The organism is Streptomyces sp. NPDC058663 (assembly GCF_042716745.1).
Classification (GTDB): domain Bacteria; phylum Actinomycetota; class Actinomycetes; order Streptomycetales; family Streptomycetaceae; genus Streptomyces.
Map to the genome: position 1 here is coordinate 51196 of NZ_JBHXRV010000011.1, position 26352 is coordinate 77547.

At 70.3% G+C, this 26352-nt stretch carries 23 protein-coding genes; 8 read left to right on the forward strand and 15 right to left on the reverse strand.

Annotated elements, in window-relative coordinates; translation table 11 throughout:
- The first annotated feature begins 14 nt into the window (after positions 1–14).
- On the forward strand, positions 15–1457 hold the full coding sequence (locus ACFWVV_RS10520) for an erythromycin esterase family protein (RefSeq protein ID WP_384345377.1): 1443 nt from the start codon (positions 15–17) through the stop codon (positions 1455–1457).
- 60 nt (positions 1458–1517) lie between these two features.
- Here ACFWVV_RS10520 and ACFWVV_RS10525 read toward each other — a convergent pair whose 3' ends face one another.
- Complete coding sequence (locus ACFWVV_RS10525) at positions 1518–3155, reverse strand: peptide chain release factor 3 (protein ID WP_384345380.1); 1638 nt, start codon at positions 3153–3155, stop codon at positions 1518–1520.
- Between the two features lie 145 nt (positions 3156–3300).
- On the opposite strand from ACFWVV_RS10525, the gene ACFWVV_RS10530 reads away from it, so the two are divergent.
- Positions 3301–4986 carry a ribonuclease J gene (locus ACFWVV_RS10530; RefSeq protein WP_384345383.1) on the forward strand — a complete coding sequence of 562 codons (1686 nt, stop codon included), beginning with the start codon at positions 3301–3303 and terminating at the stop codon, positions 4984–4986.
- Positions 4987–5561: 575 nt separating this feature from the next.
- On the opposite strand, the gene rlmB is transcribed toward ACFWVV_RS10530, so the two are convergent.
- The 10 genes from rlmB to ACFWVV_RS10580 form a co-directional block, all read right to left on the reverse strand.
- Positions 5562–6518 (reverse strand): 23S rRNA (guanosine(2251)-2'-O)-methyltransferase RlmB, encoded by a 957-nt coding sequence (rlmB, locus tag ACFWVV_RS10535; RefSeq protein ID WP_384345712.1) that lies wholly within the window; start codon positions 6516–6518, stop codon positions 5562–5564.
- 131 nt (positions 6519–6649) lie between these two features.
- Positions 6650–8047: a cysteine--tRNA ligase gene (gene cysS, locus ACFWVV_RS10540; protein ID WP_384345715.1), complete on the reverse strand. Its 1398-nt coding sequence runs from the start codon at positions 8045–8047 to the stop codon at positions 6650–6652.
- Between the two features lie 203 nt (positions 8048–8250).
- A complete protein-coding gene (locus ACFWVV_RS10545; RefSeq protein WP_384345718.1) occupies positions 8251–8676 on the reverse strand; it encodes a PPOX class F420-dependent oxidoreductase in 426 nt (141 codons plus the stop codon).
- Positions 8677–8719: 43 nt separating this feature from the next.
- The gene (locus ACFWVV_RS10550) at positions 8720–9913 is read right to left on the reverse strand and encodes an MDR family MFS transporter (protein ID WP_384346037.1); all 1194 of its coding nucleotides are present in this window, start codon (positions 9911–9913) and stop codon (positions 8720–8722) included.
- 173 nt (positions 9914–10086) lie between these two features.
- Entirely contained in the window at positions 10087–11862 is a 1776-nt protein-coding gene (locus tag ACFWVV_RS10555; protein WP_384345720.1) for an ABC transporter permease subunit, read from the reverse strand.
- Positions 11859–13370, reverse strand: a complete 1512-nt coding sequence (locus ACFWVV_RS10560) for an ABC transporter substrate-binding protein (RefSeq protein WP_384345723.1) — start codon at positions 13368–13370, stop codon at positions 11859–11861. The genes ACFWVV_RS10555 and ACFWVV_RS10560 overlap by 4 nt, the downstream gene beginning before the upstream one ends.
- A gap of 55 nt (positions 13371–13425) precedes the next feature.
- A complete protein-coding gene (locus ACFWVV_RS10565) occupies positions 13426–14010 on the reverse strand; it encodes a GNAT family N-acetyltransferase (protein WP_384345726.1) in 585 nt (194 codons plus the stop codon).
- 188 nt (positions 14011–14198) lie between these two features.
- Complete coding sequence (gene ispF / locus ACFWVV_RS10570) at positions 14199–14705, reverse strand: 2-C-methyl-D-erythritol 2,4-cyclodiphosphate synthase (RefSeq protein WP_384346040.1); 507 nt, start codon at positions 14703–14705, stop codon at positions 14199–14201.
- A 37-nt stretch (positions 14706–14742) separates the two neighbouring features.
- Entirely contained in the window at positions 14743–15459 is a 717-nt protein-coding gene (gene ispD / locus ACFWVV_RS10575; protein WP_384346043.1) for a 2-C-methyl-D-erythritol 4-phosphate cytidylyltransferase, read from the reverse strand.
- Positions 15460–15904: 445 nt separating this feature from the next.
- Entirely contained in the window at positions 15905–16387 is a 483-nt protein-coding gene (locus ACFWVV_RS10580; RefSeq protein ID WP_003953493.1) for a CarD family transcriptional regulator, read from the reverse strand.
- A gap of 618 nt (positions 16388–17005) precedes the next feature.
- Here ACFWVV_RS10580 and ACFWVV_RS10585 point away from each other — a divergent pair.
- Entirely contained in the window at positions 17006–17701 is a 696-nt protein-coding gene (locus ACFWVV_RS10585; protein ID WP_384345727.1) for a DUF461 domain-containing protein, read from the forward strand.
- 220 nt (positions 17702–17921) lie between these two features.
- Here the strand turns inward: ACFWVV_RS10585 and ACFWVV_RS10590 are convergent, their stop codons facing one another.
- On the reverse strand, positions 17922–18602 hold the full coding sequence (locus ACFWVV_RS10590; RefSeq protein ID WP_384345729.1) for a response regulator: 681 nt from the start codon (positions 18600–18602) through the stop codon (positions 17922–17924).
- Positions 18599–19918 carry a sensor histidine kinase gene (locus ACFWVV_RS10595; RefSeq protein WP_384345732.1) on the reverse strand — a complete coding sequence of 440 codons (1320 nt, stop codon included), beginning with the start codon at positions 19916–19918 and terminating at the stop codon, positions 18599–18601. The genes ACFWVV_RS10590 and ACFWVV_RS10595 overlap by 4 nt, the downstream gene beginning before the upstream one ends.
- 213 nt (positions 19919–20131) lie before the next feature.
- On the opposite strand from ACFWVV_RS10595, the gene phoU reads away from it, so the two are divergent.
- A complete protein-coding gene (gene phoU / locus ACFWVV_RS10600; RefSeq protein WP_384345735.1) occupies positions 20132–20812 on the forward strand; it encodes a phosphate signaling complex protein PhoU in 681 nt (226 codons plus the stop codon).
- 219 nt (positions 20813–21031) lie between these two features.
- Positions 21032–21166, forward strand: a complete 135-nt coding sequence (locus ACFWVV_RS10605; protein WP_384345738.1) for a hypothetical protein — start codon at positions 21032–21034, stop codon at positions 21164–21166.
- A gap of 324 nt (positions 21167–21490) precedes the next feature.
- Here the strand turns inward: ACFWVV_RS10605 and ACFWVV_RS10610 are convergent, their stop codons facing one another.
- Both ACFWVV_RS10610 and ACFWVV_RS10615 read right to left on the reverse strand, forming a co-directional pair.
- Positions 21491–23092, reverse strand: a complete 1602-nt coding sequence (locus ACFWVV_RS10610; protein ID WP_384345741.1) for a restriction endonuclease — start codon at positions 23090–23092, stop codon at positions 21491–21493.
- A 161-nt stretch (positions 23093–23253) separates the two neighbouring features.
- Positions 23254–24012, reverse strand: a complete 759-nt coding sequence (locus ACFWVV_RS10615; RefSeq protein ID WP_384345744.1) for a GntR family transcriptional regulator — start codon at positions 24010–24012, stop codon at positions 23254–23256.
- 79 nt (positions 24013–24091) lie between these two features.
- Here ACFWVV_RS10615 and ACFWVV_RS10620 point away from each other — a divergent pair, with 79 nt between their 5' ends.
- The 3 genes from ACFWVV_RS10620 (at position 24092) to ACFWVV_RS10630 (ending at position 25995) form a co-directional block, all read left to right on the forward strand.
- A complete protein-coding gene (locus ACFWVV_RS10620) occupies positions 24092–24370 on the forward strand; it encodes a hypothetical protein (protein WP_384345747.1) in 279 nt (92 codons plus the stop codon).
- A gap of 555 nt (positions 24371–24925) precedes the next feature.
- Complete coding sequence (locus ACFWVV_RS10625; RefSeq protein ID WP_384346046.1) at positions 24926–25657, forward strand: GntR family transcriptional regulator; 732 nt, start codon at positions 24926–24928, stop codon at positions 25655–25657.
- Entirely contained in the window at positions 25654–25995 is a 342-nt protein-coding gene (locus ACFWVV_RS10630) for a hypothetical protein (RefSeq protein ID WP_384345749.1), read from the forward strand. The genes ACFWVV_RS10625 and ACFWVV_RS10630 overlap by 4 nt, the downstream gene beginning before the upstream one ends.
- Positions 25996–26352: the final 357 nt, after the last annotated feature.

Genomic DNA, 26352 nt, shown 5'->3' on the forward strand with positions numbered 1-26352 from the left:
GACAGGCTGGGGGCATGAAGAATCACAGGTCAACAGCCGCTGTAGCCCTCCTCATTGCCCTCGGTACGGTGGCCGCCGCCGCTCCCGTTTCCTCGGCACAGCCCCTCTCGCCGCCCCCCTCGGCCTCGTCGTCGGCCACACCCGCAACACCCTCCCTTTCCCAGGTGATATCCGCCCTGGAGCGCGGCGCGCACCCGCTGCGTACCACCAGCCCGGCCGGCAGCCTCGACGACCTGCGTCCGCTGGGGCGCATGGTGCGCGATGCGCGGGTGGTGGGGCTGGGCGAAGCCACCCACGGTTCGCACGAGTTCTTCGCGCTGAAGCACCGGGTCTTCCGTTACCTCGTGGAGGAAAAGGGCTTCCGCAGCTTCTCGCTGGAGGCGAGCTGGGGCGCCGGGCTGCGGCTCAACGACTACGTGCTGCACGGGAAGGGCGACCTGCGGAGCATCATGAACGAGGAGTTCCAGGGCCTCTACTCCTGGTGGAACAACCCCGACTACCGCGAGCTGCTGCGCTGGATGCGTGCGTACAACCAGCAGCACCCGAAGGACCCGGTGCAGTTCACCGGCAACGACTTCGGCTACTCGGGCCCCCAGCTCTACGACCGGGTGACCTCGTACGTGGCCGCGCACCACCCGTCGCTGCTGCCGCGCTTCACCGAGCTCTACCGCGGCCTGCGGCCCACCACCCCGGCGGCCGAGCACACCGGGAAGTACATGGAACAGCCGCCGTCCGTACGGCAGTCGATCGCCGGGCGGACCGCGAGCGCGCTGGCCCTGCTGAAGCAGCAGAAGCCGGCGGAGGGCGCGGGCGAAAAGGCGCGCGAGGCGTACGACTGGGCCGTGCAGCACGCCACCGCCCTCGACCAGACGGCCCGGGGGTACTCCTTCGACATGGACGACCCGGCGCAGGGCCCGGCGGCCATGCGCTACCGCGACCAGGTGATGGCGGACAACGTGGCCTGGTGGCAGCGGCGGACCGGCGACAAGGTGCTGCTGTCGGCGCACAACGGGCACGTCGGCCTGTACAGCCACTCGCCGCAGATGTACCCCAAGATCCAGGGCGCCTTCCTGCGCGACCGGCTGGGCAAGGACTACCTGAGCATCGGCACCACCTTCGACCGGGGCTCGTTCCGCGCCGCCGACGCCGAGGAGAAGGTGCGGACCTTCACCCTGGGCTCCGCGAAGCCCGGCAGCAACGAGCACACCCTGGACAAAGTGCGCCACCGCGACTACGTCGTGGACCTGCGCGACGTGCCCGCCCCGGCCCGGAGCTGGCTGGCCACGCCCCGTACCACCAGGAGCGTCGCCGCGGCGTTCCCGGGGCCGGGTGCGGAGTTCCCGATCGCGCTGTCCCGCTCGCACGACATCGTCGTACATCTGCAAAAGGTGTCGGCCGCACAGCTTCTGACGGGCCGTCAGGCCGAGACGGACCGCAGCGGCACCTCGGGGAGGTAGCCGGGCGGGGCATCCGGCAGGCGGTGCGCTTCCGGGGGCGGGTCCGCCCCCGGAAGGCGGCTATTCGTGTGCGGCCAGGAGCGGGTCGAGGCGGGCGTCGGGGAAGGCCCGCTCGAAGGCCCCGGCCTGCCACTTGTCGGGGAACAGGGCGAGCAGTGCCTTGTCCCGGACGCGGGTCAGGGCCTCGCCGGTGACGCGGCTGGAGACGTTGAGCGCCTCGGCCCCCGCCGGGTCGGTGGCCCGTGCGATGCGGTACGGCAGCATCTCCAGGTGTACGGGGGTGGAGAACTCGCCCGACATCCGGGCCTGCACCACGTCGAACTGCATCGGGCCCACCGCTGCCAGCACCGGTGACGCGTCGCCCCGGGTGTCGGAGACCAGGACCTGCACCACGCCTTCCTCGTCCAGCTGGGCGATGCCCTTGCGGAACTGCTTCGAGCGGGAGAGGTCGATGGGGCGGACGACCGCGAAGTGCTCGGGGGCGAAGGTCGGCATCGGCGGGAACAGCGCCGCCGGACCGTCGTACAGGGTGTCGCCGACGCGCAGGGCGGTGGCGTTGCCCACGCCGACCACGTCGCCGGGATAGGCGATGTCCACCATCGAACGGTCCTGCCCGAAGACGCTGTGCGCGTACTTGGTGGCGAACGGCTTGCCGGAGGTGGCCCGGGTGACGGTCGCACCGCGTTCGAAGACGCCGGAGCACACCCGCAGGAACGCGATCCGGTCGCGGTGCGCACGGTCCATGTTGGCCTGCACCTTGAACACCAGACCGGAGAACGGCGCGTCCACCGGCCGGGTGCCGCCGCCCTCCAGCTCCCGCGCGGCGGGCGGGGGCGCCAGGTCGACGACGGCGTCGAGCAGGAGCCGTACGCCGATGTTGGAGACTCCGGCGCCGAAGAACACCGGGGTGGAGCGGCCCGCCAGGAACGACTCGCGGTCGTACACCGCGTCGTCCGCCTGGAGCAGTTCCAGCTCGTCGGCCGCCTGCTCCCAGTCGGCGCCCTCCTCCTCGGCGGCGCGGGCCGCGGGGATCTGCTCCTCGGTGGCCGCGTGCGTGCCGCCGGGGGTGCGGGTGTAGCGGAGCATGTGGCCGGGGTCGCGTGCGTCGACCAGGCCGCGCAGGTGCCCGGCGGTGCCGACGGGCCAGGTCACGGGGGTCGGCTTGAGCCGGAACTCGCGCTCGATCTCGTCCAGCAGCTCCAGCGCCTCGCGCCCCGGACGGTCCCACTTGTTGATGAAGGTGATGACCGGTATGCCGCGGTGGCGGCAGACGTCGAAGAGCTTGCGGGTCTGCTCCTCCAGGCCCTTGGCGGCGTCGATGAGCATCACCGCGCAGTCCACCGCGGCCAGGACGCGGTAGGTGTCCTCGGAGAAGTCGGCGTGACCGGGGGTGTCCAGGAGGTTGAGGACGCAGTCGCGGTAGGCGAACTGGAGCACTGCCGAGGTCACCGAGATGCCGCGGGCCTTCTCGATGTCCATCCAGTCCGAGGCCACCCCGCGCCTGCCGGACTTGCCGTGCACGGCGCCCGCCGACGTGATCGCCCGCGCGTGCAGGGCCAGGGCCTCCGTCAGTGTCGACTTGCCCGCGTCCGGGTGGCTGATCACCGCGAAGGTCCGCCGCCGGGCGGCCTCCGCGGCGACCCCTTCCCGGCTCTTCGGATCGGTTCCCGGGCGGTGTTCCTCGTATGCGGTGTTCACCGGTCCAGCTTCGCATCCCCGGCGGGTACATTTGGCCGCCGGGTGCGGCGGCGGGGTGGGAAGCGGGCGGAGTCCTGCGCCGACGCAGGGCCCCGACGGCCGCCCCGTACACTCGGACACCGCACCTCTCCGGTAGTTTCACGGTATGAGTCATCCGCACCCCGAGCTGAAGCCTGCCCCGCCGCTCCCCAAGGGAGGGCTGAGGATCGTCGCCCTGGGCGGTCTGGGCGAGATCGGCCGCAACATGACCGTCTTCGAGTACGGCGGCAAGCTGCTCGTCGTCGACTGCGGCGTCCTGTTCCCCGAGGAGAACCAGCCGGGCGTGGACGTGATCCTGCCCGACTTCACCTCCATCAGGGACCGCCTCGACGACATCGTGGCCATCGTCCTCACCCACGGCCACGAGGACCACATCGGCGGCGTGCCCTACCTGCTGCGCGAGCGGCGCGACATTCCGGTCGTCGGCTCGAAGCTGACCCTGGCGTTCCTCGACGCCAAGCTGAAGGAGCACCGCATCCGCCCGCAGGCCGTGCGGGTGCGCGAGGGCGAGCGGCGTTCGTTCGGGCCCTTCGAGTGCGAGTTCGTGGCGGTCAACCACTCCATCCCCGACGGGCTCGCGGTCGCGATCCGCACCGGTGCGGGCCTGGTCCTGCACACCGGCGACTTCAAGATGGACCAGTTCCCGCTGGACGAGCGGATCACCGACCTGCGGGCCTTCGCCCGGCTCGGCGAGGAGGGCGTCGACCTCTTCCTGACCGACTCCACCAACGCCGAGGTCCCCGGCTTCACCACCTCCGAGCGGGAGCTGAACCCGGCGATCGAGCAGGTCATGCGGACCGCCCCGCGCCGGGTCATCGTCTCCAGCTTCGCCAGCCACGTGCACCGCATCCAGCAGGTGCTGGACGCCGCGCACGAGAACGGCCGCAAGGTCGCCTTCGTCGGCCGCTCGATGGTCCGCAACATGGGCATCGCACGCGAGCTGGGCTACCTCAAGGTGCCGGCCGGCCTGGTGGTGAGCCTCCAGGAGCTGGAGAAGCTGCCGGAGAACAAGATCGCCCTGGTCTGCACGGGCTCCCAGGGCGAGCCGATGGCCGCCCTGTCGCGGATGGCCAACCGCGACCATGTGATCCGGATCGGCAAGGGCGACACCGTCCTGCTCGCCAGCTCCCTCATCCCCGGCAACGAGAACGCCATCTACCGCGTCATCAACGGCCTCACCCGCTGGGGTGCGAACGTCGTCCACAAGGGCAACGCCAAGGTGCACGTCTCCGGGCACGCCAGCGCCGGTGAACTCGTCTACTGCTACAACATCGTCAAGCCCCGCAACGTGCTGCCCGTCCACGGCGAGTGGAAGCACATGCGGGCCAACGCCGATCTGGCCATCCGCACCGGGGTCGACCCGGAGAACGTGGTCATCGCCGAGGACGGCGTCGTCGTCGACCTCGTCGGCGGGCGCGCCCGCATCACCGGCAAGGTGCCCGCGGGCTACGTGTACGTGGACGGAATGACCGTCGGCGGCGCCAACGAGGCGTCCCTGAAAGACCGCGTCACCCTCGCAGAGGAGGGCGTGGTCACCGTGGTCGCCATCGTCGACGCCAACACCGGCGCGCTCGCCGAGGCCCCGGACTTCCTGGCCCGCGGCTTCGTCCACGACGAGACCACCTTCGCGTCGGTGATCCCCGTGATCGAGAAGACCCTGGCGACCGCGGCCGAGGAAGGCGTCGGCGACGCCCACCAGCTGGAACAGCTCATCGCCCGCGCCGTCGGGAACTGGGCGTTCAGGACCTACCGCCGCAAGCCGCTGATCATCCCCGTCATCATCGACGCCTGACGGTCCCGGGGTGGGGGGGGGGGCCGCCCCGCCCCCCCCCCGCCCCTTAACCTCGGGGTCCCCCCCCGGGCGGCCGGGGCCGCTGGGGCGCCCCCCGGCGCTGGGGGCGAGCTGCACGCGGAAACTGGCGTGGTTGACGATGACCTGCGCCGGGTCGCAGGGCACCTTGACCATGCTCAGTGCGGGCTGATCGTCGAACCCGGGTGTTCTGGTGTCCACACTCATCTAACCGAGTGATGTGTGGTTAGGACACTGCCTTGACGGCGTCGATCTGTCCGAGACCCGTCAAATCGGCATGTTCTTCCCGACCGTGCAGGTCAACGCAGGTGGACGAAAAGGGCCCCGGTTCGTGTCCGGGGCCCTTTGGTGCGGAAGTGAAGCCGCGTGGCTGCTTCCTGCGGCGCGCCGTCTCGTCCGTGCCGCCGGTTACTTCCCGCGGCGCGCCGTCTCGTCCGTGCCACCGGTTACTTCCTGCGGCGCGCCGTCTCGTCCGTGCCACCGGTTACTTCCTGCGACGCGCCGTCTCGTCCGTGCCGCCGGTTACTTCCTGCGACGCGCCGTCCCGTCCGTGCCGGTTACTTCCTGCGGCGCGCCGTCTCGTACAGGACGATGCCCGCCGCGACGCCGGCGTTCAGCGACTCGGCGCCGCCCGGCATCGAGATGCGGACGCGGTAGTCGCAGGTCTCGCCGACGAGCCGGCCCAGGCCCTTGCCCTCGCCGCCGATGACGATGACGACAGGACCGCCGAGCTGCTCCAGGTCCTCGACCTTGTGCTCGCCGTCGGCGGCCAGGCCGACGACGGTGACGCCGGCCTTCTTGTACTCCTCCAGCGCGCGGGTGAGGTTGGTGACGCGCGAGACGGGGGTGCGGGCGGCGGTGCCGGCCGAGGACTTCCACGCGCCGGCGGTCATGCCGGCCGCACGCCGCTCGGGCACGACCACGCCGTGGCCGCCGAAGGCGTTCACGGAGCGGATGATGGCGCCGAGGTTGCGCGGGTCCGTGACGCCGTCGAGCGCGACGATCATCGGGGTCTCGTGGTTGTCGTACGCGCCGTCCAGCAGGTCCTGCGGGTGGGCGTACTCGTACGGCGGGACCTGGAGGACGACGCCCTGGTGGTTGAGGCCGTTGGTCATCCGGTCCAGCTCGGGGCGCGGGGCCTCCATCAGGTTGATCTTGCCGCGCTCGCCGGCGAGCTGGAGGATCTCGCGGACCCGCTCGTCGTTGTCGATGTACTGCTGCACGTAGAGGGTGATGGCGGGGACGCCGTCGCGCAGGGCCTCGTAGACCGGGTTGCGGCCGACGACCATCTCGGAGGTGCCCTTGACGCCGCCGCGGCGCGGGGCGGGGCGGCGCGCCTGGGCGTGCTTGGCCTTGACGGTGGCGAGGCGGTTCGCCTTGTGCTTCTTGCGGTCCTCGGCCTTCGGGGTCGGGCCCCTGCCTTCGAGGCCCTTGCGGCGCTGTCCGCCGCTGCCGACCTGCATGCCCTTCTTGTTGGACGTGCGTCGGTTCCTGCGTTGGCTGTTGCCGGCCATGACTACCTGTTTCCTGTGGATCCGGCGATCCACATGGTGATGCAGATCGTCTCGTTGCGTAAATGAAGTGTGCCGCCCGGGGTCCCGGGCGGCACATCGGAAGGCCCGTGGAAGGCCCGGCGCTCAAGCCCCTAGCGGGGCCCGAGCGTCCACCTCGGTCCGGACGGGCTGTCCTCGATGACCAGTCCGGACTGCTGGAGCTGGTCGCGGATGGCGTCGGCCGCCGCCCAGTCCTTGCGCTCTCGCGCGGACTGACGCTGGTCGAGTACGAGGCGTACGAGGGTGTCGACGACGCCGTGCAGGTCTTCGCCGCGGTCCGACTCGCCGGCCCAGTGCGGGTCGAGCGGGTCGAGACCCAGTACCCCGAGCATCGCACGGACCTCGGCGAGCCTGGCCACCGCGGCTTCCTTGTCGTCTGCGGCGAGGGCGGAGTTCCCCTGCCGGACGGTGGTGTGGATGATCGCGAGGGCCTGCGGGACGCCGAGGTCGTCGTCCATGGCGTCGGCGAAGGCGGGCGGTACTTCGGCGGCGGGCTCGACGGGTCCCGCCTTCTCGACCACGCGCTGTACGAAGCCCTCGATGCGGGCGAAGGCTGACTCCGCTTCGCGCAGGGCCTCCTCGCTGTACTCGATGGCGGAGCGGTAGTGCGGGGTGCCGAGGTAGTAGCGCAGCACGATGGGGCGCCAGGTCTTGAGCATCTCGCTGACGAGGACGGAGTTGCCGAGGGATTTCGACATCTTCTCGTCGGCCATGGTGACCCAGTGGTTGTGCACCCAGAAGTTGGCGAAGTCGTCGCCGTACGCCTTGGCCTGGGCGATCTCGTTCTCGTGGTGCGGGAAGATCAGGTCGATGCCGCCGCCGTGGATGTCGAAGGCGCTGCCGAGGTACTTGTGCGCCATGGCGGAGCACTCCAGGTGCCAGCCGGGGCGGCCGCGGCCCCACGGGGACTCCCAGCTGGGCTCGCCGGGCTTGACGGCCTTCCACATGGCGAAGTCGCGGGGGTCGCGCTTGCCGGTGATGCCTTCTTCGGCGGGCTGGCGCAGGCCGTCGAGCTCCTGGTTGGAGAGTGCCAGGTAGCCGTCGTAGGAGCGGACGTCGAAGTAGACGCTGCCGTCGGCCTCGTAGGCGTGGCCGCGCGCGATGAGGCCCTGCATCATCTCGACCATCTCGGTGATGTGGCCGGTGGCGCGGGGCTCGTAGGTGGGCGGCAGGCAGCCGAGGGCGGTGTAGCCGTCGTTGAAGACGCGCTCGTTCTCGTATCCGATGGACCACCACGGGCGGCCCTGCTCGGCCGACTTCGTGATGATCTTGTCGTCGATGTCGGTGACGTTGCGGATGAAGGTCACGTCGTAGCCGCGGTGGGTGAACCACCGCTGCATGATGTCGAAGTTGAGTCCCGACCTGATGTGCCCGATGTGCGGTGCTGCCTGCACGGTCGCGCCACACAGGTAGATCGAGACACAGCCCGGGACGAGCGGGGTGAAGTCACGCGTCTGCCGGGCGCTGGTGTCGTACAGGCGAATAGTCACGCCACAAGGGTACTGAGTGTTTCGGGCGGCGCGGGCCGGTCCCCGGGACGGTTCCCACCCGGGTTACCGGCCCGGTTCCAGCCCTGGTCGCCGCCCCGGTTCCCGCCGCCTCCCGGCCGGTCACCGTCCCCGCCGCGCGGCGGGATGCGCGGGGCGGGGACCGGGCGTGCAGAGGGGAGGGGCGTCCGGGGCCGGCCGGAACCTCAGATGCTGCCGACGATCTTGCGGGCGCGGACCCGGACCACGACGCGGGGGGCGTCGTGGGCGGAGGCCGGGTTGAACTCGGCGTACTTCTTGCCGGTGTACTTCACCGACAGTTCGTCGATCAGTTCCTGGCCGCCCTCGGTGGTGAGCTCGGCGGTGCCGCGGATCTCGGCGTAGCTGTACGGGGCGTCGGAGGGCTGGACCAGCACGGTGACGCGGGGGTCGCGCCGCAGGTTCTTCTCCTTGCGGCGGCCGAGGGTGGTGGAGAACAGCACATCGTCGCCGTCGCGCTTCACCCAAACCGGGGAAACCTGGGGGCTGCCGTCGGGCTGGATGGTGGCGACGTTGATGAAGACGGGGGAGTCGAGGAGGGCCTTGAGGTCGTCGCTGGGGGTGGCGGAGCGGTCGTCGGGGGTGGCAGACATGGACTTCGTCCTTCCGGAGGAGATTCCGCGGTCCCTCCTACGTCTATCCCGTCGCGTCCCCGCCGACGCGCAGGCACCGCCCGAGAAGTGCCCCCGCGAGAGGTACGGCGGCAAGAACACTCCACAGGAGCACACCCCCACCGTCGAGCAGCGCCCCGGTCGCCGAGCTGCCGGCCAGGACGAGCACCCCGGACACCGACGACAGCGCTCCCATGGCCAGGCCGAGGTGCCGGTCGTCCACCAGGTCCGGTACGAGGGCCCTGGCCGCGGGCACCAGCAGCATCTGCCCGAGAGTGAGCAGTACGACGAGCACGGCGCCCGGCACCAGACCGGCGGGCCCGCGCAGCTGGAGCGGTGCGGTGGCGGCCACCGCGGCGAACCCCAGCGCCACCAGCAGCAGGCCGCCCGTCAGCGCGGTCCGCAGTCCGAGGCGCCGCCCGGCCCACCGGGTGAGAGGCAGCTGTACGCACACCACGAGCAGCGAGGACAGGGCGAACAGCCAGCCGAGGGCGGCCTGGGAGCTGGTTGCCCGTTCCACCTCGGCGGGCAGCGAGAGGTAGAGCTGGTTGTAGGAGACGAGGTAGCAGCTGTACGCCAGGCACACGACGGCGAATCCGGGGCTGCGCATCAGCGCCCGCGCCCCTCCGCGCCGGTGCTCCCCCGCCGGTGCCTTCTTCCGTACGGGCATCAGCCGCCAGTGCCCGAGAGTGACGGCCACGAAGACCAGGGCCCCGGCGAGGCAGGCGGCCCGGAACCCGATCACCAGCAGCAGCGACCCGAGCAGCGGCCCGACGAACGCCCCGGCCTGTCCGGCCGCCGAGAACACGGCCAGTACCTGGGTCCGGGGTGTGCCCGTCGCGGTTTCGAACCGGACGGCCTCCCTGGCCGTCTCCGACTCCACGGCCGGTGAGAAGAGCGCTGCCGCGAACCCGATCAGCAGTACGGCGCCGACGACCGTGCCGGTGCTCCCGGCGAACGCCAGCCAGACGAACCCGGCGATCCGCAGCACACACCCCACGAGCACCACGGGCCGTGGCCCGAACCGGTCGGTGAGCGCTCCCCCGACGACGAACAGCCCTTGCTGGCTGAAGGTCCGCAACCCCAGCACGAACCCCACCACCCACCCGGCCATGCCGAGTGCGCCGCCGAGGTGCTGGGCGAGGTAGGGCAGTACGGCGAAGAACCCGACGTTGAAGGCGAGCTGAGTGCCGACGAGGAGCCGGAGGTACGGGGGCAGCGCGCGGACCTCGGCGAGTGCGGTCCAGCGGGAGGGGGTGGTGCCGGCTCGGGGAGAGCTGTGCTCCGGTGCCTTGTCGTACGCGCGGGGGGTGTCACCCGTGCCTGTGCACGCATGGCCTGTACCCGTACCGGGGGCGGTGCCGTCCCTGCCCGCTCCCTTCGTCGCCCCGTTCACACCCGTACCTCCGTCCGGTCCGCTTTCTCGTCCACAGCTGTGGACAGTCGGCGGCGGCGGCCGCCTGCTGTGGTGGACCACAGCACGGCGGTCACCGCCAGGGCCACCAGTGCTGCCGCCGGGGCAAGGACCGCCCAGGGGGCTCGTTCGGCGTAGGGCATGTTCTCGGCGAGCATCCGGCCCCACTCCGGGGCCGGCGGGGCCGCGCCGAGGCCCAGGAAGCTCAGGGAGGCGAGGGCCAGGGCGAGGGCGGGGACGCGCAGTACCGCGTGGCGCACCACTGCGGGCAGTACTTCCGGCAGCACGTGCCGTCTCAGTACCCAGGCCGGTCCCGCGCCCAGCGAGGCGGCCGCGGCGACGTGCGGAGCTGCTCGTTCCTGTTCGTACAGTGCGTGGGTGTGGGCGGCGAGCGGGGCCCAGGCCACCGCCGTCACGGCGATCGCGGCGGCCGCGGCACCGGGTCCGGCGACGCCCGCCACGAGCAGGCCGGCGACGATCGCGGGCAGGGCGTTCACCATCTCGGTGAAGCCTCCGGCCGCTCCCCCGGGCAGCAGTCCCACGAGAATCCCCAGTACCAGCGTCACCGCGGACACCACCACCGCCGTCAGGACCGTCCGTCCGGCTCCGTGGCCGAGGCGGGCCAGGGTGTCGCGCCCGAGCGAGTCGGTGCCCAGCGGGTGGGCGGGGCCGGGGCCGGACAGTCTGGCTGCCACGTCGACCGCGTACGGGTCCCGCAGCAGGCCCGCCACGACGACGCCGACGCACACCACCGTCAGCAGTACGGCCGTCCACCGCACCGTCCGGCCCGCCGTCAGCCGTGGCGCGACCAGTGCGGGCAGCGCACGGTCGCTCAGCGCGGGCCCGAGCAGCGTCCGTCCCGTGGCCCGCACCAGGAGCCCCGCGATTACCCCGAGGACGAGCAGTACCAGTACGGATGCCTGAAGCACCGGCAGGTCCTGGGCCAGCGCGGCGGACAGCGCGGTGCCGCCGAGGCCGGGGACGGCGAACAGTGTCTCGACCGCGACGGCGCCGCCGGTCACCCCGACCACCACGAACCCGAACTGCGGCAGTACCCCGGGCAGTGTCCGGCGCAGGGCGTGCCGCGCCACGCGCGTACCCGGGATCCCGCCGGCCGCGGCGGACTTCGCCCAGGGCTCGGCGAACGCTGCCGGCAGCGCGTCGTCGACCAGCCGCCCGAGCAGCGCCCCGGCCGGGATTCCCATGGCCAGGGCGGGCAGCACGACGGCTGCGAAGGTCCCCCACCCGATCGCCGGGAACCATCCCAGCTGCACCGCGAACACCGTCGCCAGGACCGCCGCGATCAGGAATTCCGGCAGTGCGGCCACCGAGGCCGCCGGCACCCCCGCCCTGGCCCGTACGAGTTGTCGCCGCGCCCCGAGCCGCAGCGTGCGCAGGCACAGCAGTCCCGCGAGCACCACGGCTACCAGCAGGGAGCAGCCCATGAGCGTCAGCGACACCCCGAGTGCGGCGAGCACGTCGGGGCCCACCGCCGCACCTGACACCCATGACGTTCCGAAGTCGCCGCGCAGCACCCCGCCGAGCCAGCCGCCGAGCACGTGCAGCGGGCCGCCGTCGAGGCCGGTCTCGGCGCGGATGGCGGCGAGCGTCTGCGGTGTCGGCGGCCGGTCGGCGTAGCGCGCGTGCAGGATCGTCAGGGCGGGGTCCGTCCTGGTCAGCCAGGGCAGCAGCGCCACGGCCAGGGCCACGGTGGCGAAGGCGGCGGCCCTGCCCGCGAAACCTCCCGGCCTCATCCGATGCGGGTGGCGGCGGTGATCAGCGTTCGCTCCATCGGGTCGAGCGACACGCCGTCGACGCCCTGGGCGACCCCTTGCACGAATCGTTCGTGGACCAGCGGAATCACCGCGTCGGTTGCCAGGATCGCCGCTTCGGCCCGCATCTCGGCGCTCTGCCGCGCCTTGGTGTCCACCGCGCCGACCGTGCCGGCGACCGCCGCGTCCACCTTCTTGTCGCAGAGCTGGGCGATGTTGAAGGTGCCGGCGCAGGTGAAGTCGCTGGTCAGGTAGGAGGAGGGGTCACCGGTGTCGAGCAGGGTGTTGCGCGGCAGGAGGAACGCGTCGAACTTGCCGCCCAGCGCGTCCGCCTCCATCTGCGCGTAGTCCCGTACGACCTGACGGACCGTGAAGCCCGCCTTCTCCAGCTGCTGCTGGACGGTGCTGGCGACCTCCGGCAGCTCGGGCCGGTTGGTGTAGGTGGCGAGGACGATCTCGCCGGCCTGCGCGGCCTTCTCCTTCGGGGCTGCCGCGGCCCGCCCCTGGACCGGCACCCGCTGCCCTGCCGCCCAGGCGACGCCGGGACCGAACAGGCCCTGTGCGGTGTCGGCCCGGCCCTCGTACACGCCCTCGGCCAGCGTCCTGCTGTCGATGGCGGTACGTACGGAGGCCCGCAGTCCGGCGTCGGCGAAGGCACCCTTGCGGGTGTTCAGGTAGAGGCTGTTGGTGCGCGCGGTCGGTACCTCGCGGGCCTGGCCCTTCGTGAGCAGGGAAGCCTGTGAGACGGGTACGGACTCGGCGATGTCGGTCTGTCCGGCGCGCAGGGCGTTGGCGCGCGCCTTGCCGTCGGCGACGAACGTGACGTCGATGCCGGGCGTTTGGGCCTTGGTGCCCCAGTAGGAATCGTTCCTGGTCAGGGTGGCGCTGACGGCTCCGTTGAGCTTGCCGAGGGTGTACGGGCCGGTGGCGTGCCCGGCGGGGTTGACCTTGCCGCCCTGGTACGCGCCCGCCGAGAGGATCGCCAGCGAGGGGTTGGCCAGGCGCTGGGGCAGCAGCGGGTCGGCGTTCTTCGTGGTGACGCGGACGCGCCGGGGGCCGTCGGCCGTGGCGGCGATGTCGGTGTCGCTGAGCACGCGGGGCTTGGGCGACGCCTTCTGGGCGGCGGTCAGGGAGCGCACGACGGACTCGGCGTCCACGGGCCTGCCGTCCTGGAAGACGGCCTTGCGGAGGGTGAACGTCCAGGCCTTGTTGCCGTCCTGCTTCCACTCGGTGGCCAGCGCGGGCAGCGCTTCTCCGTTCCTGCCGAGCGCGGTCAGCCCTTCGACGACCGCGAGCCGGCTGAGGGTCACGGCGTCGTCGCCGTGCGGGGACATGGCCTGCACGGGAGGGAAGGCGAGCGCGACCCGCAGCCTGCCGTCGCCCGCTCCCGCCGCCGAGCCGGCACCACCGCCTCCGCAGGCCGTGACGGTCAGGGCGAGCGTGGCGGTGGCCGCTGCGAGGGGCAGCGCACGGCGGCGTATGGAGGACATGCCGGAACCCTACATGAAAACGATTGTCACTTTAAGCGGGGGGGTCGGCCGGGGCTCAGGAGCGGGGACCGGTCCGGAGCGCTGCCACCGGCAGCTCGAAGTGGACGATGCCCTGCCCGCCACCGGGCAGCTTCCGCTCGTCGCAGACCTCGCTCGCCAGCGCACGCCAGAACGGCTCGGCGCCCGGCACGGCCGGATCGGTGTGCAGGTAGACCGCCTCGTACCCGCCGGCCTCGACGACGAAGGCGCACAGTTCGCGCACGAGCGCCCGCGCGAGGCCGTGCCGCCGGTGCTCGGGGCGTACGTAGATCCGGCACAGCTGGGCGGTGGTGCCGGAGGGGAAGCGCGCGGCGACCCACTCCGGATTGGGCGGGGACTGCGGGCCCCGGTCGCGGACCGCACCCGTGGCGACGACCTCGCCGTCCTTTTCGACGACGAGCAGCGTGCGCCGCTCGGGGCGCAGATACGTGCCGTCGAGGTCGATGATGTCCGCGTGCCAGCGCGGCACGTACCCGGACTTCAGATCGCGGTAGACGGTGTCGAGCATGACGGCGCGGGCGCCGCCGACGTCCTCGGCGGTCGCGGGCCGCAGCAGATAGCCGGCGGGGACGTGGGCCCGGACCTCGGTCGTCACCGTCACGACTGCCTCCACACCACTGCCTCCACTCGTGCCGCACGGATTGCCGTATCAGCGTACGTGCAAGCCATGTGCAGGAGCGGAGGGCGTGCAGGTTATGCAGCGAAGGGCGGGCAGGCCGGGTGCAGGAGCGGAGGCCGGGCTCACCCTGGGCAGTCCCCTGGGGCAGCGAATCCCCCGGGGCAGCGGTCTCAGACGCGGTAGACCAGGGCCGTCGCCAGCGCCGCGAGGCCTTCCGCCCGGCCGGTGAGGCCGAGGCCGTCACTCGTCGTGCCGGAGACGGAGACCGGCGCGCCGACCGCCGCGGTCAGTACCTTCTGCGCTTCTTCGCGCCGCTTGCCGACCTTCGGGCGTACGCCGACGACCTGCACGGCCACGTTCCCGATCTCGAAGCCCTCGGCCCGGACGATCCGGGCGGCCTCGGTCAGCAGCGTGACCCCGGACGCACCGGCCCACTCGGGCCGGCCGGTCCCGAAGTGCGCGCCGAGGTCACCGACCCCGGCCGCGGAGAAGAGCGCGTCGCACGCCGCGTGGGCGACCACATCGGCGTCCGAGTGCCCGGCGAGACCGAACTCCTCGTCCGGCCAGTGCAGCCCCGCGCACCACAGCTCGCGTCCGCGCTCGAAGGCGTGGATGTCCGTCCCGATCCCGACCAGGGGAATGACGGGCCCGGGGCGCTGCCCGGGAGCGGGGCTCATCTCCGGCGCGGCGGCGGCTGCCGCCACGGGGGTCGTCTCAGAAGCCATCGTTGGCCCTCCTCCTCGCGAGTACCGCCTCGGCCAGCACCAGGTCCAGCGGCCGGGTCACCTTGAACGCCTCTTCGTGCCCGGGCACCACCACGACCGGCACCCCCATCCGCTCGACCATGCCCGCGCAGTCCGTGGCACCTTCGCCCTGCGCCGGTACGGTCTCGTGCGCCTGCACCAGCGTCGCGCGGTCGAAGCCCTGCGGTGTCTGCACGGCACGCAGCAGGGCGCGCTCGGGGGTGGCGACGACCGGCTCGGGCGCTCCGCCGGTACGCGGTTCGACCTGCTTGACGGTGTCGGAGAGCGGCAGCGCGGGCACCACCGCCGGTGCTCCGCCCCGTACCGCCTCGATCACCGCGTCGACGGTGTCCACCGGGACCAGCGGGCGTGCCGCGTCGTGCACCAGTACGGCGGTGATGTCGTCGGGCAGTACGTCGAGTCCGAGTCGCACCGACTCCTGGCGGGTGGCGCCGCCGGGCACCACCAGGAAACCGGTGCGCTCGGGCAGCGCGTGCTCGTACTCGTCGAGCATGGCCTTGACCTCGCCCGCCCCGTCCGAGGGGGCCACCACGACCACCAGGGACACGTACCGGGAGGCCGCCATCGCGCGGACGGCGTGGACCAGCATCGGGGTGCCGCTGAGGGTGCGCAGCGCCTTGGGCGCGCCGGGGCCCAGCCGTATGCCGCGGCCCGCGGCGGGGATCACGACGGCGGTGCGCCCGCCGGGGCCCCTCACCCCTGCCCCCTGGGTCCCACCTGTCCCGCCCGCCCCACCGGGACGGTCCGGATCACGCGGATCACCGGGTTCACCCGGGGAAGCGCTTGCTGGGAAGTCTTCGACTGTCATCGGCTGCTCCGGAGGTTTGTCGCCTCGTCCGACATGGGTATGGCCTCAGCGTGCCGCGCGCTGCGCCCTGACCGGCCCCTTCCGTGACAGCCGTCCGGGGAACCGCACCGGCACTGCAACAGCGCCGCAACTCATCGCCGCGGCAGCGCATGGGAACACCACATGCGGAAACGATCTTTGAAGAGTCTTCGATAAAAAGATGCCGCGGTCTCCGCCGGCGGACTGCGGACACAGTCAGCCGACGGACACCGCGGCATCTCAACAAATCAAACGTGCGCACACCTCTCGGCGTGGCCCGTATGAGTTACGACGCGAGGACCTCGTCCAGCAGGGCCTCGGCCTTGTCCTCATTGGTGTTCTCCGCGAGGGCCAGCTCGCTCACCAGAATCTGGCGCGCCTTGGCGAGCATGCGCTTCTCGCCGGCGGAGAGACCGCGCTCGCGCTCACGACGCCACAGGTCACGCACTACTTCGGCGACCTTGATGACATCGCCCGAAGCGAGCTTCTCCAGATTTGCCTTGTAACGACGGGACCAGTTCGTCGGCTCTTCTGCGTACGGTGCGCGCAGCACCTCGAAGACCCGGTCAAGACCGTCCTGCCCAACCACATCGCGTACGCCGACGAACTCCGCATTGTCCGCCGGTACACGAACCGTCAAGTCGCCCTGGGCGACCTTGAGCACCAAGTAGGTCTTGTCCACGCCTTTGATCTGGCGAGTCTCAATGGCCTCGATCAGCGCGGCCCCGTGATGGGGATAGACCACGGTGTCGCCAACCTTGAACGTCATGTGACAGGTACCCCTTCCGTGGCTATCCAGAGTAACACGGAAACTGCTTGTTCTGAATGGCGTTTCCGCAGGTCAGGGCATATCTCGGGGCTTGACAACTGCGCCAGGATCGTGCTGCGACAGGGTTCCGGAAGGCGGTATTCGCAGGTGGGAGCGGCTCTGCGGGCGAAGAGAAACGCGTACGTTACACGCACCACAGAGCAGCGGAGAGGGGCGAGACGTCCCGGTTTGCCGGGTTCCACTAGGTGAACTTCGTCTACTCCGTTCGGAGATCGATCACCCGTACGGCGGCAATCCCGAATTGATCAACGGGCGGGCTGACCAAGCGGCTGATCAACCGTCTGATCAACCGACCGATCAACCAGCTGATCAATTCTCGCCCTCGCGCATTCCCTCGAATTCAAGCCATTGAACCCTGCACGAAATGCCGCCACTCGCGGCGCGGACCTGCGCCGCGCGCGGCAGCACTCGCGGTGCGGACGCGCCCCCGTCGTGTGCCGCCACGCGGCGGGGGCCGGGGTGAGGGGGCGGGTCGGGTGCGCCGGCCAGGGACCGGCTCGGTAACCTAAGCGCGCATCACGTCCCCCCGCCCGTACCGTCCAAGGAGTTGCCGCCGCCGTGAGCCGCAGCCTTCGACGCGGCGCTCTCGCCGCTACCGCCCTCGCGTTCTCGATCGCCTCGCTCGCCGCATGCGGTGCCGGCAACGACGCCCAGACGCTGACCATCAAGCCGGACAACGCGGCGATCTCCGTCGACAACGGCAAGATCAAGATCCAGAACGTCACGGTGATCACCCAGCCCCGCGAGAAGGGCAAGGGGAACGCCGTCGGCGAGGGCCCCGCGGTCGTCTCCGCGACGGTCTTCAACAACGGCGACGAGCCGCAGACCCTGGACACCGTCAAGCTCGGCGGCAGCAACGCAGAGGTGAAGCTGACCCCCGCCAAGGGCAGCACCGGCAAGATCACCGTGCCGGCCGGCGGCTCCGTCATCCTCGGCGGCAAGGACAACGCGTCCGCCGTCGTCGAGAACGGCCGCGAGGCCGCGCAGAACGGCAACGCCCAGCCCGTCACCTTCTCCTTCAGCGAGACCGGCAACGTGACGCTGCGCGCGTTCGTCGTCCCGGCCGTCGGCCACTTCGAGGGCTTCGGCCCCGACCAGGTCCCGGCCGCCCCCTCGGGCAAGCCGAGCGCGTCGGCGAGCGGCACGCCGACCGCCTCCGCCTCCGGCACCCCGGGCGCCACCGCGTCGGGCTCGCCCTCCGGCACCCCGGCCAAGAACTCTCCCTCGGGCACCCCGACCGGCGCCGCACGCTGACACGGGTGACGAGCAGCACGCCGTACGCAGCACGCTGACGCAAGCAGCACGCTGTACGTACGGGAAGGGCCCCGCCGGATCGCTCCGGCGGGGCCCTTCCCGTACTGCGCACCTCGGCGCGTACTGCGTACCTCGGCGCGTACTGCGTACCTCGGCGCGTACTGCGTACCTCGGCGCGTACTGCGTACCTCGGCGCGTACTGCGTACTGGTTCTCCTGGTTTACGGCTCGAACTTGTAGCCCAGGCCGCGCACCGTGACCAGGTAGCGCGGGGCGCCCGGGTCCGGCTCGATCTTGGCGCGCAGGCGCTTGACGTGGACGTCGAGGGTCTTGGTGTCGCCCACGTAGTCCGCGCCCCAGACACGGTCGATGAGCTGCATGCGGGTCAGCACGCGGCCCGCGTTGCGCAGCAGCATCTCCAGGAGGTCGAACTCCTTGAGCGGAAGGTCGATCTTGGCGCCGGCGACCGTGACGACGTGGCGGTCCACGTCCATCCGGACCGGGCCGGCCTCCAGGGCCGCCGGGGTGACCTCCTCCGGCTCGCCGCGGCGGCGCAGCACCGCCCGGATGCGGGCAATCAGCTCGCGGGAGGAGAAGGGCTTGGTGACGTAGTCGTCGGCGCCTATCTCCAGGCCCACGACCTTGTCGATCTCGCTGTCCTTGGCGGTGACCATGATGACGGGCACGTTGGAACGGACGCGCAGCTGGCGGCAGACCTCCGTGCCGGGCAGGCCGGGCAGCATCAGGTCGAGGAGGACGAGGTCGGCGCCGTTGCGCTCGAACTCGTCGAGGCCGTCGGGGCCGGTGGCCGCGACGGCGACTTCAAAGCCCTCCTTGCGGAGCATGTAGGACAGGGCGTCGCTGAAGGATTCCTCGTCCTCGACGACAAGCACTCGGGTCACGGAAGGACCTCCGGGGCAGGGGTGTTCTCTCGGATGGGGGTCTCGTAGGTGCCGCTGCCGGCGGCGATGCCGCCGGCGGTTTCGTCATCGAACTCGTCGACGTCGCCGGGGCCGACGAGGGGGCGGCCGGGTGTGTGTTCCACCCTGGCCTCCCTGACGGAGCCCGCTTCGGGCAGCCGCAGGGTGAAGGTGGAGCCCTGTCCCTCGGAGCTCCACACGGTGACCTCCCCGCCGTGCGAGGCGGCCACGTGTTTGACGATGGCCAGGCCCAGGCCCGTACCTCCGGTGGCTCGGGAGCGGGCCGGGTCGACCCGGTAGAACCGCTCGAAGACCCGCTCGCGGTCGCGCTCGGAAATGCCGATGCCCTGGTCGGTGACGGCTATCTCTATGAGGTCGCCGCCGGGGGCGGGCACCCGGCGGGCGGCGATGCCGACGCGGGTGCGGGCGGAGCTGTAGTTCACCGCGTTCTCGACGAGGTTGCCGAGGGCGGCGGCGAGCTGGCCGCGGTTGCCCCAGACGTGGAGTCCCGAGGTGCCGCCCGCCTGCATGGTGATCTGTTTGGTCGAGGCGGTGTGCCGGCTGCGGTCGATGGCCTCGGCGACCAGTTCGTCGACGCGGACCGGCTCGGAGTCCTCCAGCGGGTGGTCGTTCTGCACCCGGGAGAGGTCGATGAGCTCTTGGACCAGTGAGGTGAGCCGGGTCGCCTCGATCTGCATCCGCCCCGCGAAGCGGGTGACCGCCTCGGGGTCGTCCGAGGCGTCCATGACGGCCTCGGAAAGCAGGGAGAGCGCGCCGACCGGGGTCTTCAGCTCGTGGCTGACGTTGGCGACGAAGTCGCGCCGTACCGCTTCGATGCGACGGGCCTCGGTGAGGTCCTCGACCAGCAGCAGTACGAGCCGGGAGCCGAGCGGGGCGACCCGCGCGGACACCGCCAGGGCCTCGCCCCGGCCGGTCCCCCTGCGGGGCAGATCCAGTTCGACCTGGCGTATCTCCCCGTCCCTGCGGGTGTCGCGGGCCATGTGCATCATGGGCTCGACCGCCAGCTTCCCGCCGCGGACCAGGCCCAGCGCGTACGCCGCCGAGCTGGCCTTCACCACGTTGTCGCTCTCGTCGAGTACGACCGCGGAGGAGCGGAGCACCGAGAGGACGGTGTCCACCCCGGGGGGCAGCGCGCCGCTCGCCTCGGGGCGCAGGGCGGAGGAGCGGGTGGGCCTCTTCTGCTCGCGCTCGCTCCAGCGGAACGCGAGCATGGCGATGATGCCGGTGCACAGTCCGGCTATCGCTGCTGCTGCGGCCACCGCCGCGTTCACGTCCATGTGCACAAGGTTATGCCTGGTCACTGACACCGCCCCAAGCGAAAGGGGGCGGGCTCGAACGTTCGTCGCCCAGAGTTCACCGAGGGGACGGTGCTGGTTCACTTGGTCGGCCGAATCCGGACGCGTACCGGCCGGATGGTGGGAACGTGGGGGCCGGAGCCCCGCCAGACCCCGGAAACACCACTGCAGAAGAAGTCAGGAAGTAGGGACACCATGCGGGACGCGTACCACGAGGAACTGGACTCCATCGGCGAGGACCTGGTCGAGATGGCCCGCCTCGTCGGGTCCGCGATAGGGCGGGCCACCACGGCCATGCTCGACGCGGACCTGAAGCTCGCGGAGAGCGTCATCGCCGCCGACCAGAGGGTGGACGACCTCCAGCACGACCTGGAGGCGCGGGCGATCGCACTCCTCGCCCGCCAGCAGCCGGTCGCCACCGACCTGCGCATCGTCGTCACCTCGCTGCGCATGAGCGCCGACCTGGAGCGCTCCGGCGACCTCGCGCAGCACGTGGCGAAGCTGGCCCGGCTGCGGTTCCCGGCCAAGGCGGTGCCGAGCGACCTGCACGCGACCATCCTGGAGATGGGGCAGCTGGCGCAGCGCCTGATGGCGAAGGCGGCGGAGGTCATCATCACCAAGGACGTCGACCTGGCGCTCCAGCTGGAGCAGGACGACGACGAGATGGATCTGCTGCACCGCACGCTCTTCACCCACCTGATGGACGACCGCTGGAAGCACGGCATCGAGACCGCCGTCGACGTCACCCTGCTCGGCCGCTACTACGAGCGCTTCGCGGACCACGCGGTCTCCGTCGCCAAGCGGGTGGTGTACCTGGTGACGGGCGAGCACGCGGACGAGATCCAGGCCGCTCAGGAGTCCCCGGCGGGGGCGTAGGCGGCGCGGACCCCCCTGCCGGGGCCGCGGACCTCCCTGCCGGGCGCCGGGGTCTCCTTGCAGGGCGCATCAACTCCCGTGCTTCCGCGCGCTGTTGATGCGCCCACCGGATGGGCATGCAATGGGTGGGGGCGGCCACACGGCTTCGCCCCCGCGGCCGGCCTGCCGCACTCCGCGGCCCGCACGGCCGCGTACCTGCCGTGCCTTCGAGGAGGACCCATGGCTCTGCACCTTCCCACCGCCACCGCGGTGACGGCCCCCACGGGGGGAACGCTCTCCTGCGGCTGCGGCTCCGGCTGCAGTTGCGGCTGCCAGTCCGGCGGCTCCTGCCAGTGCGGCGGCGGCTGCGGCTGACCGCCGTAGAGCTGCTGCGAAGCGAACGTCGAGGGGCCCGGTCCGCACTGCGGACCGGGCCCCTCGACGCGTACGGGTGCCGGTGCGGGGACGCGTACGGGTGCCGGTGCGGGACGGGTGGCGGTGCGGGACGGGTGGCGGTGCGGGCTACTTCTTCTTGCCCTGGGTGTTGTCGGGGATCTTGGTGAGCTGGGCTTTTGCTGGTCAGGGGCAGTGGGATCGTGCGCCTGGTGGTTGTCGTTGGTCGTCATTGGCCACCGTTGAGCGACGTCGGACGGCCCAGGGACGGCCCAGCTTCTTGGGCTTAGTGGGCGGCCCGAGGCCTCAACGCGAGGGGCGCCTCTTCGGCGGGATCGGGCCCGGGATCACATCTTTGCCAAGGTGCTCCTTGATCAGGTACTTGAGTTCCGGCCCTTCGATGAGCTGGAGCCGACCATGTTGGCGGGCAAAGTCGTGGCTGGCCCTGCCGAACCACGATGTGGTGATCAGGACCCCCTTGGCAGCACGCTTGTGCTCGACCACGCCGGCGAGCGCCTGGACGGACTCAACACCCACGAGCTTGCTGTAGCGCTTCGCCTGAATGATGCACTCACCGTTGAAGACGGGGTCCTTGCTGACAGCCACCGCGTCCACGCCCTCGTCTTTGGACGCCTGGGTGTTCCAGGCCTCCATTCCGATCGCCTCGAACAGTTGACGAATCAGGTGCTCGAACTCGGTGGGCGTCAGCTTCACCAGCACGGGCCTGCTGTCCAAGCCAGCGACTACATCCATGCTGTCCATGAGCCGGTACTTCGACAGGTCGAACTCGACGATGGGGCGAATCGGTTCGAGATCGTAGGGGTTGGGAGACACCAGAGCGTTGAGTCCCCTGAGGCACTGCGCTGGATCAACCTGACTGAGACGAAGCTTCCCGAACTGCTCCCTGCTGGCGCTGAGCGTCACCAGACAGGGTGAGACCTCCTGACCGGTAGCCCGGTCGATGGTTCTCACATGGCCGTTCAGGATCACACCATTGACGACCCGGTCTGGATCACTCGTCAGGACCTCATGCACTGTCCTCAGAGCGACTTGCGCCAGGACGGAGGCATAGATCTCCTTACGCTCCTTCTCCGGACGAGGCAGTACGGTCGTCTCGTCTCGGTTCTTCACGTACCGGTAGCCCCGCGCGGCGGGAACGATCGCCTCAGGCGGCAAGTGGATCTCAACGAGTACGTCACCGGTGGCTGGTCGAAAAGCGATCCGATGCTCGTGGGGGAAGCCCAACGGATACTCCGACGCATCCAGAACAGCCCCTAGATGAGCCTCGACCGCCGCAGGCTCCCCGGCCCTATACGCCTCGCGCTCCTCGTCCAGCTTCTCGTTGAAGGCCGCCACCTCATCAAGAGCTTGCGCTTCGGCTTGGCGGTGCTCGGCACGCTTCCGCTCCAGTGTTGCCAGCCGCTTCTCTTCAGCTCGACTGTGGCGTTCTTGCGCTGCGCCGAACCGAACACGTGCCTCGGCTACAGCAACTTCATAGCGCTTCCTGCCAAGTCCCAGAACAGCAGACAGCCCTCCGGGTTCCGGTGGTGCGAACTCCTCCCAGCGCCGGGAAGGTTCCGGACGCGACCAAGGACGCTCGTCCAACTTTCCTGGCGTGTGGGTCTTCCGCCGGCGCTCAAAGGTTGTCGGCGGATCACCGACCAACGAGTCCCGGAGCAACTGCCCGAGCTGCTCGACCTCGTGCTCGACTCCGATCGTGCGCACCTGCGCCTGTTCGGCCTGCCGTTCCTGATACGCGGCCTTCCGCTCGCGCTCCTGCCGCTTGCTGGCCGTCTCAGCGGCCTTGCGTTCCCGCTCCGCTTGGCGTGCCTGTTGCTCCTGGGCACGTCGTAAAGCTTGGTGCTGCCGCTGGTGATCGTTACCACGACTGCTGCCCCGTTGCGCCACCTGTCTGCCCCTCCCATGGCCTTACTTCGCCACAGGGCTGCATTCCCCTTTCGCCCCGCAGAATCACGCAGGACAGAGACGCCACCGCAGCCGGACCGCACGGTGCACCGTGGTCTCAAGCCACCTGCACCTCAACCGTCAGCAGTAAGCCATGATGGCGGTCACTGCCGACCGATTGAGATCTCATAAACGATCTCGCACCGTGCTGCGGGGATCACAATGTCCGCCGTCTCCACCGGTCGGCCCTGGTCGCTGTAGTAGGTCCGCTTGATGTGCGTGATGAGGGCGGCTTTCTGGATACCCAGAAGCGACGCCTCCTCGGCGGTTGCCAACCGCGGCTCCGGCTGTTCCACCGCGTGGCTGACCGTGATGCCGATCTCCGCCATGCGATTGACCACGCCCGCTCCGGCATACGGCCCACCCTCGGGAAGGACAACAAGGGTGCCGGCGGTGAGGTCGTACGGCTCCCAACTCGTGGAGAGCTGCACCGGCCTGCCGTCGGCGAGGAACTCGTACACAGTGCGGACGCACAGGTCGCCTTCGCTGATGCCCAGGCGCGATGCGACGTCGGCCGGCGCCGGTACCTTCGCCTCGGTTCGACTCTCCCAATCCCCCTGCTTGCCCACGGCCTTCATGTCCGCGCGAAACGGAGGACCGTCGGGCTGTTCTCGGGCGGAAGAGCGAACCACGCGCACCCGCTTCCGGGGAGCAGCGACGTACGTGCCTGATCCCGCGCGGCCTTCCAGCGCTCCCTGGGAGATCAGTAGCTCCTGAGCTCGCCGCACCACGTTCTCCCCGACGCCGCACTCCTGGGCGATCTGGGCGCGCGAGGGAAGCCGATCCCCCGGCGTCCACTCATGCTCCGCGATGCGACGCCGGAGCTCATCGGCGATGCGGAGATAAGGCGGCTGCTCAGACATATGGAAAATCTAGTCCACTAGCTCTAATCTGGTTAACTAGCTTCACTCAAAGTGATCGACGGGTGACGGGGGCTGTGCTGTGCCTGCTTTTGAAGCAAAGGCCAGAGGCATCGCAGCGCGGTTGTCCGCCGTCGGACTCGCTCCTCGCGTGGAGCGGCACGCCCACTTCATCGCGATCGAGGCGGAGGTGCCGGAATCGCTCACCGCAGAGTCATGGCGGGAGCTTTTGGCAGCGATGGCGGAGGCCGACCGATTCGGGCTCCTCGCCAACAGCGTGAACGGCCGCACGTTATGGGCCGCCGTACGAACCGCGACCCCCGCGACGGGTGACGTCCGGGGGCCTGGCCATCAGCGATAGGAGCTGGTCTACGTGTTCAACCGCATCCGTTGTCACCCCTCGGCGCTTGCTCCACCGGCATTGGCGCCTCACGACCACTTCGGGCACAAGCGGCTCACAATTGCGGAGGTCGGCTGATGCCATCTCGTCAGCAGCCGCGCGTCACGCGTACCCAGGTCGCCCGTTACCGGTCGATTTCTTGTCTGATCGGTACGCACCGCGAGTGCACGCAGTCGGCCCAACTAGCAGCACCGGTCGGCATCCCCGTGGTCTACGAATCGTGCAGCTGCACCTGCCACCCCCTGACGACCGCCGATAGCACCGACGGGACGGAGTCGCCGCGGTGAAGAGTTGGGCACCAGGTGGTGCGGCGGCCAGCCCCGTCGAGATCACCTCTGCGAGCGTGCGGCGCGGCGATGTTGTCCAGATCGGGGGCCTCCCGTGCCGCGTGATCGACCTCATCCAACTCCCAGGCGGAGCAAAGCGCCTGCGCTTCGAGTCGGGCGAGACGCTCACCATGCACTCGCGGTCCCGGTTCGTAGCGCTTCGAGTGATGAAGCGCTGGTGATGAGACCAATGCCCTCTCGCCGCCACGTCATCGCCGCCGACCTTCGAAATCAGATCTTGACCGGCCGCATCAAGGCTGACGAATGCCTCCCCTCTGAGGCTCGCCTCGCGTCCCACTACAGAGTCAGCACACCAACGCTGAGGAACGCTCTCGCGGTCCTGGAGAGCGAAGGACTCGTAGAGAAGATCCACGGCAAGGGCAACTTCGTCCGCTACCCGCGCCGAAGGATCACGTACCTCGGCGGCGGCCGACCACTCCAGATGAGCTCGTCGGACGAGTCGACGTTGCGCGTCAGCATCCGCGCCTCCAGCGTCCTGGCTCATGGGCAACTCGTCGGCCTCCTGGAGGTGCCGGAGAATAGCCCGCTCACCGAGTTCCTCTGCCTCGGCTACGAGGGCGATTCGCCGCACAGTTTGGCTCGTGTCTATGTCCCTGGCGACCTCGCTCCAGCCGGCCTGCCCGACAGTCCGCTCTGTTGTGCAGGCGGCGAAGCGAGGTTGACGGCGCTCCGACCACCGCTGGCCGAGATCCGCGAACGGGTCAACGCCCGCCCTCCCACACCCGAAGAGGCGGCGACCCTCCGGATTGGCCCGTCCTTGGCAGTGCTCGCGATCACCCGCGTCGGGGCTGACCACACAGGACGCGTCGTGGAGGCAGCGCTCCTGGTGCTCCCCGGCGATCGTGCCGACGTCCTCTTCACCACCCACCCCATAACCAGAGAGAAAGAGGCGGAGCGATGACCACCCAAAATGAGCTGAGGCTGCTCCCGTGGACAGGCCCTGAAGGGAAACCCTGCTACCTGAGCACCGACGGCAGCGGGGGTTACCTGTCCCGCCTGGCCGACACCACCGAAGCGGTGCAATTGGGTCTGGCAGCCGAGCTCCTGGCGCACGCGGCCGATGTGCTCGCCGGCGGAGAGACGGAGCTGAACGAGCTGCATCAACTCGCAGTGAACATGAGCGGAGCTCTCCAGGACGCGCTGCGGGTGGCGATCAGCCGCGGCAACCGCCTTTCAGCAACGGTTGCATCAGATCGAGTGCAGAGCGAGGCTCCACTACGGCAGACGCCCTTTGAATAGCATCTGGTCAGCAAACGGCGGAGGAGCCCCAGAGCCAAGCTGGGGCTCCTCCGCCGGCGCGCCAGCCGGTGACGCCCATGCACCCAGCCACATGAAGCAAACGGCTCCGGAAGGCATCACTCTTCGCAAGCCATGAACTCCTCTGACCTGTGGTAACGCTCGGCCAGGATTAGGCCGGAGGCAATCCCACTCACCGCTAACTCGTGGCTGGGGGGTAAAGCCACTCGGCCGCTTCGTCCCGAAGCAACTTCATACGGATGCTGCCTGAGAGGGTGTGCCATCCACCTGCGCCGATGGTCCGCAGACGTCCGCGCTCGTCCGCCATTGTTCGTCGGCGCTGTCACGCAGTTTTCGCCC